This window comes from Okeania sp. SIO2C2 (assembly GCF_010692625.1).
Taxonomy (GTDB): Bacteria; Cyanobacteriota; Cyanobacteriia; order Cyanobacteriales; family Microcoleaceae; genus Okeania; species Okeania hirsuta.
This window is the reverse complement of record NZ_JAAHGM010000070.1, coordinates 25,318-34,377: the sequence shown is the minus strand read 5'-3', so window position 1 is coordinate 34,377 and position 9,060 is coordinate 25,318. Positions and strand designations below refer to the sequence as shown.

The window sequence follows — 9,060 nt, the reverse complement described above, 5'->3', positions numbered from 1 at the left end:
ACCGTTGATGCCTGTGGACGGAGTGCTGCTGACAGTTCCGGTAGTTTGCGTAGCATTCCGTAGGAAAGCAGGAAGTAAACAGTAAAATGTCGCTATATGACCTTTTATGTCGGTTTTATGAAGCAGTGCTGACAAAACTATTCGCTTGTGGAATATCAATAGTTATCAACCGCCTCGTATGAATTTGTTGCCTAAACTCCAAAACAGCATCAAAAGGTTCATCATATTCAACATAACTTGCTAACAATTCTACATCTAACAAAGGCAACAACTTACTCCTAATTACCTGCTCATACTTTCCCTTATTTAAGTAATAGATAGAAAAACTTCCATTCTGCCAAAACCACACTTCAGAAACTCCTAAACCTTGATAAACTTCTCAAGCATTAATACCACCACTGGTAATTACGACTTCAATAGCTAAATCTGGAATATCTTTATTACTAAAAAGACAGTAACATTCATCCGGTTCAATACCCCTAACTGTTGCTTGAGACCGAAAAGTAGTAGAACCTAAACCATAAAAACGGATGCGACTTTCCTCAAAATAAACTTCTAATAATCGACCAATATTACTCTTAATAAATTCATGGCGACGACTCGGCGACATAATTTCTAAACACCCCTCTAAAAAAGTAACACGCCAACAATAATTATCTTGCAAATCCTCCAATAACTGTTCATAAATATGCCAACTAATATCACCCATAATAAGAATTTTGTCGCCATCAATAGAGCCTAAGCTATCCTCATTTATAAATTTTTCTAACTGTTGTAAACCTGCTACAAAATTCAACATTTCAACCTCTTATATGAAATACGTTAATCTTTGCTACTAAAGATTGATATCAAATCCGGTAGCATCGGTGTAATTAGATAGTTAATCTAGGAGTCAGGAGTCAGTCCTCAGGAGTCAGGAGGGAAGAGAATGCGCGAAACATTTGCTCTTGGATGAAGATGAAAATTTTTTTTATACCGAACCCGAGCGGATTTTATATGATAGGGAGATGGAGAGATTCGTATATTTGCACAATTTTTTTATTTCATCAGGACTTCCACAAATTGACTTTTAAAGCACCATTTGTAGGGGTAAATAGTATTATTTATCGCTATATGCAGAGTCTCTGTGTAAGTCCTGTTTCATATTAAAAAATATCGCTACTACACTCCAAAAGTGTTGTGGTTAATTGTATTGTAGTAATCTGAAGTACTAACATTTTTGATATTGATTGATTTTTTTATTATATTTTCTGTCTTTTTTCCTTCCCTACACCATTTGTAATATTTTTTTTCAAAATCATATAAAATCTCAATTCAAATAACGTGACTTACGGTTAATCAAATATAAAAAGATATAAATCCAAAATGTTAGACTAGGTAACAACCAAGGTAATAAAATTGCTGCTGAAATATAAATTTGTAGACTCGCCAGTGCATAAATTAAAGTTAATAAAAACAATAACAGAATAATTTCTTGTTTTTGAGTATTAGTACTATTCCCTAATACTAATACTGTTCCTTTTCCTAACAAAGCAGCTAATACAATTAACCATAAATTAGGAATAGGTATAACTAATCTTTGATTGAGCAAATGATGAACCATATAAGCATGAATTTCCCCTCCAGTAAATACTGTACTGGGGTTTGCAGGATGTTGAGAGCGCCAGAAACTAACAGCAGCAGGTAAAGGAAAACTGTCTCCTCCTGGAGCAACTAATCCTGCATCTTTATATCTAGCAGCAATAATTACTATTGATGGACGTTTATCTAGTGTAGTTAGTGGTAATAATGGGGAATCATTACTCTCCAAAAGTTGCCAAGCAGGTAAACTTTGAAAAACTGCTTCTGGGGGAACAGAAAAATCTATAATTGGATGCATCCACATTTGCCCTAATTTATAGGAAAATTTAGTTAAAGGTTGTAAGCGAGATGAATTGGAAAATAAATCCAAAAATCCATATTCACCTGTGGTCTGATTAATATGATTTTTCACTTGAGATACCCAACTCTCTGAAGAATTAATCTGAGGTTGAAGCAACTCCCCAGATTGTTCAAAGTTTAACCGGTGAGCAACTGCTAACCAATAAGCAAAGGGCAATGGTCTCTTGCTAGAATATTGCCTTGGTAGCAGTGTAAAATGGGTAACGTAACTGTCATAACCGACCACAAAAGTATCTCCCTGTAGTTGCCAATTTGGAGATGCTAACTCTGGCAAGGGTTCAAACCAACTACCAGCTTGATTACGAGATGTCGCTAAAACAAACCAAGTATTTTGTTTTTTTATGGATGAGCGCAGAGTACGAGCTAGTTGTCGGTCGTTTTTTTGTTGATGGCGATCTAATAGATAATCAACACCAATGATTTTGGCGTTTATAGATGTTAGTCGATCGATGATTTTGGCTATATAGCTACGATCCATAGGTCTAGGATCGGATATTTTGGCTTTTTTGATGGACTCTTCGTCGATTTCAACTAATAGCACGGGAGGCGAATTTTTGCTATCAGGTTGATTGGTAAATTGCCGATACATAGCTTGCACTAATACTCGCTTTTCAATTAAACAGCTTTGAGTTGATAATTGCCAACTGCATAAAATTAATGCACCGAGCGCCATCGCTTCTTGTTTGCTAGGTAACCACCGTTTGCATTTGTCTTTAATTCTAGATGGTTGAAGACAAAATAGTGGAGCATCCGGGTGGCAAAACAAAGACGGTATTAAATATGTACTAGGATAGGTGAGATTTTTCTCTAACTTTAAAAATTGACAAGCTGATAATAATGATTCGTGAACATCTTTGTATTCGGCTAAACTTTGTAGAAAGCGCACTAAAAATTCTTGGGCGACTTGGTTATGAATAGGTTCTCGCATGACGGCAACTTGACTTAAACCCAAGTCTATCAAGGTGTTAGCGATGCTTAAACCACTACAGGAATTGAAGATGGCAAATTGTAAACCTCTCTGTTTGGCTATAGTTAAGGATTGAGCAATTTCGATCATGGATAGAGATATGCCTGGAGCGATCGCTAGTTCCCCTCCTGTATTCAGATTTTCATTACTGTGTCCTGCGAAAAATAAGATATCCCACCCACGTTCGTCTTTTATTGCTTTGACAATTTTTTCTTTTAGCTCTGCTTGATGTTCGTGAGGTTGCCAACCGACAAACTCTACTTCTGCTATTGGGGATAATGATTTTACTGCTTCTCTATCTACCTGGAAATTTAAACCTGTATCATCTCCCAGTATTGCTAATACCCTAGCTTTACCTCGACAGGGTTTGGATTGATAATTGACTGGTGTATCGTGGATATTAATAGGTTGGCGGACTATTCTAATTTTACTGGATGCAGCAAATTCTGTAATTTCCCATACTTCCCAGGGTAAACGACATAATTCTTGGCAGTTACAAGTTAAAAATATGTCAATAGTAGGTACATGAGTGTTGTGCTGTGATGGTAGGAAATTTTCTGTTTTTTGTTTGGCTGCTTGAGCAATAATTGCTCTAATTTCAAACAGTTCTTCGTGTCGTAACCAACGATGAAATTCACACAGAAGTTTTGCTTCTGCTTGGACCAATTTTTGTTCCCAATCAACTTGTCTGATTATTGTTCCTGTACTTACTACCCTTCCTCGTAAAGCTCTATGATAAAAACTTAGATATTTTGTTTGCCAATCTTGATAAAATATGGTAAGGTTTTCAGGATAAGGAATAGTTACACTTAATTGTTGTCCTCTACCCCAGGCAAGTTCAAATAAGCAGACTTTTTCAACTTGTTGAATCTTCAGGTAGAATCTATAAGCAGTTTGAGTCATTTTTCTGTGATTTCGATCGCATACCTCTTTACTTTAGCAATTCTCAATTAATTACAGAGAACTTAGAGATATATAAGGACAACTCTATTAAGCTATAAAAACAGCGATCGCTATATCTTTTCTTCCGTAAAATAAGCGATCGCCAAAGTTTTAAATAGAAAATGGTAATATTGAATATTTATATCAACTCAAGCCGAACGCATTTTTCTTGCTAACTTAAGATTATGTATCCAAGGCTGATGAGATAATTCTGTAACTGCTTCTGCTGAAAGCTTGGCTGTAAAGGTACACCGCTGATGATTTAGCCCTCTGACCCCTAGTTCTTTTAAGAAACTCGCCTCTTTTTGATTTGGTACTTCCGTTGTACGAACAAACACTTCCACTGGCTGTTTGTGTGATGAAGGCATTTTATTCAGGACATTCACTAAGCCTGGATCTAACTTCCTATGTTCCATCATATTTTCCATTTTTCCATAACACTCCTTGAGTTTTTTCAATTACTAATTAACAGGACTTACGCAGAGACTCTATATATAGCGAGGGCTAATACCATTTGCCCCTACAGATGGTGGTTTTAAAGTCAATTTGCGTAAGTTCTGATTAACTTTAACTACTTATCTTTTGGACATTAATGTATATTAAGACCTATTTTTTATGATATATTTAAACTTTAGTCTGATTATTATATCCGTAGTTTAGCATTTTAATTTTGCTTGGTCAAGAATTTTAGACTGCTCTTAAAAAGAGTTAATCAATGTCAAGTTAGCCTTGACTAAGGTATATGGTACTGTGTTCTATACTTAGAAAAAGATACTTTAGTTGAAAGGGAAAACGCACGATGCAAGAGAATAGTTAAAACATCCGAACCTGTATTCACAGTGTTATACCTTCTTTTTATACTAATTTTCCCTCAATAATGCTATAACACTAGTTAGGGCTTGCTGATTAAATCTAAAAGCACTGACAGGTAAAGGTTTTAGCTTTTTTACAGCGAAAAAAGTGCAACTTTTTAAGCTTGAGCGACTAAAAAGTTAGGATAAAAGGCAGAATAATTGCAGAAAAATCAAGGGATAAAATATCCGACTCTCTCCTCTAAATTCCCCATTCCTCCTGGCTCGGTCTTCCTGAGGACTGACTCCTACCCCATACCAAAAGACTTATTCAGCAAACCCTAAGTTAGCGAAATATAACAATTTGTAGAAAACCTAGAAGACTTATTTGTAATATCTGACTTACATAACAAACAACTATTGCTCTGAAGATTCAAGATATTGATAAGTTTTTTTGGATACATCGCGAATCAAGTCTACGGCAGTTTGTTCGTCATCTTGGCGTTTCACCAATACAGCCAATAGATAGCGCTTGCCATTGAGCAAATCAATCATACCCACATCTGCTAATACGGACTTCAGGTTACCTGTTTTGTGAGCAATAATAGTACCTCTACCTATACCCCGAGGTAACAATGAATCATTTCTAGTCCTCTCCATAATTCTAAACAGGCGATCGCGAGACTTTAAAGATACCAACCCACCTTGATTTACCTGTGAAATTAAATTTATCAAATCCTTGGGAGTTGTTGTATTAGTGCCAGAGAGGTCTGGTAAGGAGTCATTAATAGTAGTATTCTTCAAACCCCAACTCTGAAACAACTGATTCAAAACTTCAGATCCACCAAGTGTTTCAATCAACATATTGGTTGCGGTATTATCACTAATCACGATCATTTTTGTCGCTGTTTGCAAAGCCGTATATTTAGTACCAGGTCTACGAAACTGCATATCTCCCGAACCCTCAGCTATGTGAGATTCCTCCATTGTCAACATATCATCTAGTTTGATGCGGCCTTGATCCACAGCTTGAAAAAAAGCTACTAATATTGGCACCTTAATGGTACTAGCTGCTGCAATAGCGACATTTCCATTAATATCTAGATAAGCACCAGTATCAACATCAATCAGGAATATTCCTGGGGTGAGTTTTGGATATTCTGCGATGACTGTATCTAGCTCTGTTTTCAAAGCTGTAATTTCTCTAGTTTGTTGTACTGCTAAAGGTACAATGGAGGGAGATTTCCATTCTTGATTTGGTTCTATATCTGCTGCTTGAGAAAGGACACTAGAACTACTTCCAGGTTTCAACATTGATAGCAATGTTCCACTAATTACCGCTATTCCCATACCCAAAATTAACATCCGAGTTACGTACAACACTACCGAAGAAGACACAGAGCGTTTACGACTGAGTGGGGGCTTTTTTTGCAGTGGTGGCTGAGAAATAAAAGATTGGGCTTTTTCTAGCCGTTTTTGGGGTCGAGTAGATGTTTTGGGTTGTTGTTCTGCGATGGATCTTAATCTAGCCAGTTCATCTCTTCGACTACGTTTAGCTCTGTGAGATTGAAATCTAGGAATTTCTGTTTTTAAGGTTCTAGGGGGAACAACTTTCTTTCTTGGAGGGACAGATTTAAGATAAGCTTCCTCAGAAGGTGGTAGAGGAAATTTAGCTACGTTACGCTTTCTTTTGAGGGGTAGCTGCGGTTGTACGGGATGATTTTGTTGTCTACTACTAGATTTAGATTGCTTCGATTGAGAATCTGGCCTAGTAGGGGATGATACTACTGAAAGAATTGATGGACTAGGAAATCTCTGAACCACTCCAAACACCTTAATTTATAACTATAATTTTGTTTATCTAACAGAAGTAAATCAAAATCAACAAAAATTGACTATTTCTGCATGAAAATTTATTGGACTTTCAGTTTTCAAGAGGTATATTAATTTATTCCATTTCACAAAAGTCAAAAGTCATATAACTAATATATCAAGGGAAAAAACTTAAGACCAAGAGAAAATATAGATAATTATTTGATTTCTCACGGGTTGTGACATTATTAATATTATTAATATTGAGTTAGATTGGTTAGAACTAGAAAACTAACTTAATCTCAGATTAACTTTGCTCGATCGCCTATAATTTAGGTAAGTTATCTATTACTTTAGCGCAAGTCGTAACTATATTTTGACTATTCTAGACAAAAAAAACACTTTACAGATAAATCCAGAAGATTTTCACAAGCATCTCTAACTTGGTTCTCAGATATTTCTATTCAGCCATTTATTTATATATTAAAGAATACTCAGAAAGAATAGATTAACTATCATTTTCACAATGATTAGAAAGTGCCCAATTCATTTGCCTCATCATTCCGCGTAACATTGCCACTTCCTCAGTAGAGGGATAGGCGCGGTTGAATAGACGACGAATTTTTTCCATCCTGCTAGATGCTGTATGGGGATAAAGATAACCTATTTTCAATAGCAGGGTTTCTAGATCCTGATAATATGCCTCTATTAAATCTATTGGAGCTTCTAAGTTAGGAGTGGGGGTGGGTGGACTATTCTGACTTTGTTGGTCGCTCAGTGCTATAGTTTGCAAATGATATAGTTCATAACAACATATAGCTACTGCTTGAGCCAGATTTAGTGAAGGATAGATATCATCTGATGGTATACGGACAAATCTTTGGGCATAGTTTAATTCTACATTAGTTAAGCCTCTGTCTTCTCTTCCAAATATTAAGGCTGCTGGATATCCTAATAGCCAAGGTAGGGTATGTCGGGGGTTTTCTAGCTTGGTGGGTAATGAACGGTCTAGGGATGTTGTGGCGATCGCTCTTTGACATCCTTTTAGTGCTTCAGGTAATGTTTGAACTATAGTGGCTGTTTCTAAAATTTCTGGGGCATGAACTGCCATTTTCCTGGCTTCTAGTCCATGGGGGTCGCATTGAGGATTAACTAAGACTAGGTGATGGAAACCCATATTTTTCATAATCCGGGCTACAGAACCAACATTCAGTGGTCCGGCAGGTTCTACTAATACTATTCTTATTTGTGTTGATTGTTGTTTAAGCATTAAGGGAAGAGGGAAGAGGGAAAATCTGGCGTTATCTGAGTTTGACAGTGCAATTGATTGATATTTGGTTTTTGCTCTGTTTTTTAGTTGAATAAAAAGTCATGAATAGGGGCGAACACACCCCAATATATAATTCTATTCTCAGATTATCACGATTTTTTGTGACATACAACCCCTAATTTTTTTGCGCTTCAGAAAATGAAGGGAAAATCTGGCGTTATCTGAGTTTGACAGCGCAATTCATTATATGTATTTGGTTTTTACTCTGTTTTTTTAGTTGAATAAAAAGTCATGAATAGGGGCGAACACACCCCAATATATAATTCTATTCTCAGATTATCACGATTTTTTGTGACATACAACCCCTAATTTTTTTTGCGCTTCAGAAAATGAAGTTGATGAGTAAATCAAATCCCTTCCATTTGTTCTGTGCTTCTGAAAGCGAGAGAACTCAAAGGCATATTTTCTCAACACCAGCTTTTTGAAACCTACAAAATCTGTGACAAAAATTGGCGCGTGCGCTCCTCCTTCGGGTTTTGAAAAAATTCTTCTGGGGTCGCCTCCTCTACCAATAACCCATCAGCCATTAATACGATCCGGTCTGCCACCTCCCTGGCAAAACCTACTTCATGAGTCACAACTACCATCGTCATTCCCGAATTTGCCAAATTTCGCATTACATCCAAAACTTCTCGCACCATCTCTGGGTCTAATGCAGAAGTCGGTTCATCAAACAACATAATTTTTGGCTGCATGGCTAAAGCACGAGCGATCGCCACCCTTTGCTGCTGACCGCCAGAAAGTTGACCGGGAAATTTTTTTGCCTGTTCCAAAATACCGACTCTTTCCAAAAGTTGCATTGCCACTTCTTCCGCTTTGACTTTTGGCCATCGACGCACCCATATTGGCGCTAAAGTCACATTTTGCAAAACTGTGAGATGGGGAAATAAATTAAACTGCTGAAATACCATTCCCACATCTCGCCTAATAGCCTCAATATTTTTCAAGTCGTGGGATAAACTGATGTCATCAATAATAATGCTACCTTTTTGATATTCTTCTAAAGCATTAAAAGTACGTATAAAGGTGGATTTACCTGAGCCACTTGGCCCCATAATTACTACAACTTCTCCACGTTTTACTGTGAGACTTACTCCACGGAGGACATGAAAATTATTGCTGTACCACTTTTGAACATCTCTAGCAACTATTGCTAAATCAGAATTTATTTGTGCTTCAGTTTGTTTGGTTTTTGTTTCTGTCATGGAAGGGAATAGGGAATAGGGAATAGGGAACAGTAGGAAAAATATTTCCCTGTCTAAAGATAATTATCAGTA

7 protein-coding genes are annotated in these 9,060 nt (G+C 36.7%); all 7 read right to left on the bottom strand.

What is annotated here, in order from left to right:
- Nucleotides 1–115: 115 nt before the first annotated feature.
- Nucleotides 116–349: a hypothetical protein gene (locus tag F6K18_RS31010; RefSeq protein ID WP_287526680.1), complete on the bottom strand. Its 234-nt coding sequence runs from the start codon at nucleotides 347–349 to the stop codon at nucleotides 116–118.
- A 30-nt stretch (nucleotides 350–379) separates the two neighbouring features.
- Complete coding sequence (locus F6K18_RS31005) at nucleotides 380–799, bottom strand: Uma2 family endonuclease (RefSeq protein WP_287526678.1); 420 nt, start codon at nucleotides 797–799, stop codon at nucleotides 380–382.
- Between the two features lie 510 nt (nucleotides 800–1,309).
- Nucleotides 1,310–3,811: a CHASE2 domain-containing protein gene (locus F6K18_RS31000; protein WP_287526676.1), complete on the bottom strand. Its 2,502-nt coding sequence runs from the start codon at nucleotides 3,809–3,811 to the stop codon at nucleotides 1,310–1,312.
- A gap of 188 nt (nucleotides 3,812–3,999) precedes the next feature.
- Nucleotides 4,000–4,269, bottom strand: coding sequence for a hypothetical protein (locus F6K18_RS30995; RefSeq protein WP_287526674.1), 270 nt, complete (start codon nucleotides 4,267–4,269; stop codon nucleotides 4,000–4,002).
- A gap of 789 nt (nucleotides 4,270–5,058) precedes the next feature.
- Complete coding sequence (locus F6K18_RS30990; protein WP_287526671.1) at nucleotides 5,059–6,465, bottom strand: serine hydrolase; 1,407 nt, start codon at nucleotides 6,463–6,465, stop codon at nucleotides 5,059–5,061.
- 496 nt (nucleotides 6,466–6,961) lie between these two features.
- On the bottom strand, nucleotides 6,962–7,723 hold the full coding sequence (locus F6K18_RS30985; RefSeq protein ID WP_287526668.1) for an RNA methyltransferase: 762 nt from the start codon (nucleotides 7,721–7,723) through the stop codon (nucleotides 6,962–6,964).
- 488 nt (nucleotides 7,724–8,211) lie between these two features.
- Nucleotides 8,212–8,988, bottom strand: coding sequence for an amino acid ABC transporter ATP-binding protein (locus F6K18_RS30980; RefSeq protein ID WP_287526665.1), 777 nt, complete (start codon nucleotides 8,986–8,988; stop codon nucleotides 8,212–8,214).
- Between the last annotated feature and the right edge of the window lie 72 nt (nucleotides 8,989–9,060).

Bases quoted from the DNA above. Each gene is read 5' to 3' on its own strand.
- F6K18_RS31005 (WP_287526678.1), bottom strand. From the start codon at position 799: ATGTTGAATTTTGTAGCAGGTTTACAACAGTTAGAAAAATTTATAAAT.
- F6K18_RS31000 (WP_287526676.1), bottom strand. From the start codon at position 3,811: ATGACTCAAACTGCTTATAGATTCTACCTGAAGATTCAACAAGTTGAA.
- F6K18_RS30995 (WP_287526674.1), bottom strand. From the start codon at position 4,269: ATGATGGAACATAGGAAGTTAGATCCAGGCTTAGTGAATGTCCTGAAT.
- F6K18_RS30985 (WP_287526668.1), bottom strand. From the start codon at position 7,723: ATGCTTAAACAACAATCAACACAAATAAGAATAGTATTAGTAGAACCT.
- F6K18_RS30980 (WP_287526665.1), bottom strand. From the start codon at position 8,988: ATGACAGAAACAAAAACCAAACAAACTGAAGCACAAATAAATTCTGAT.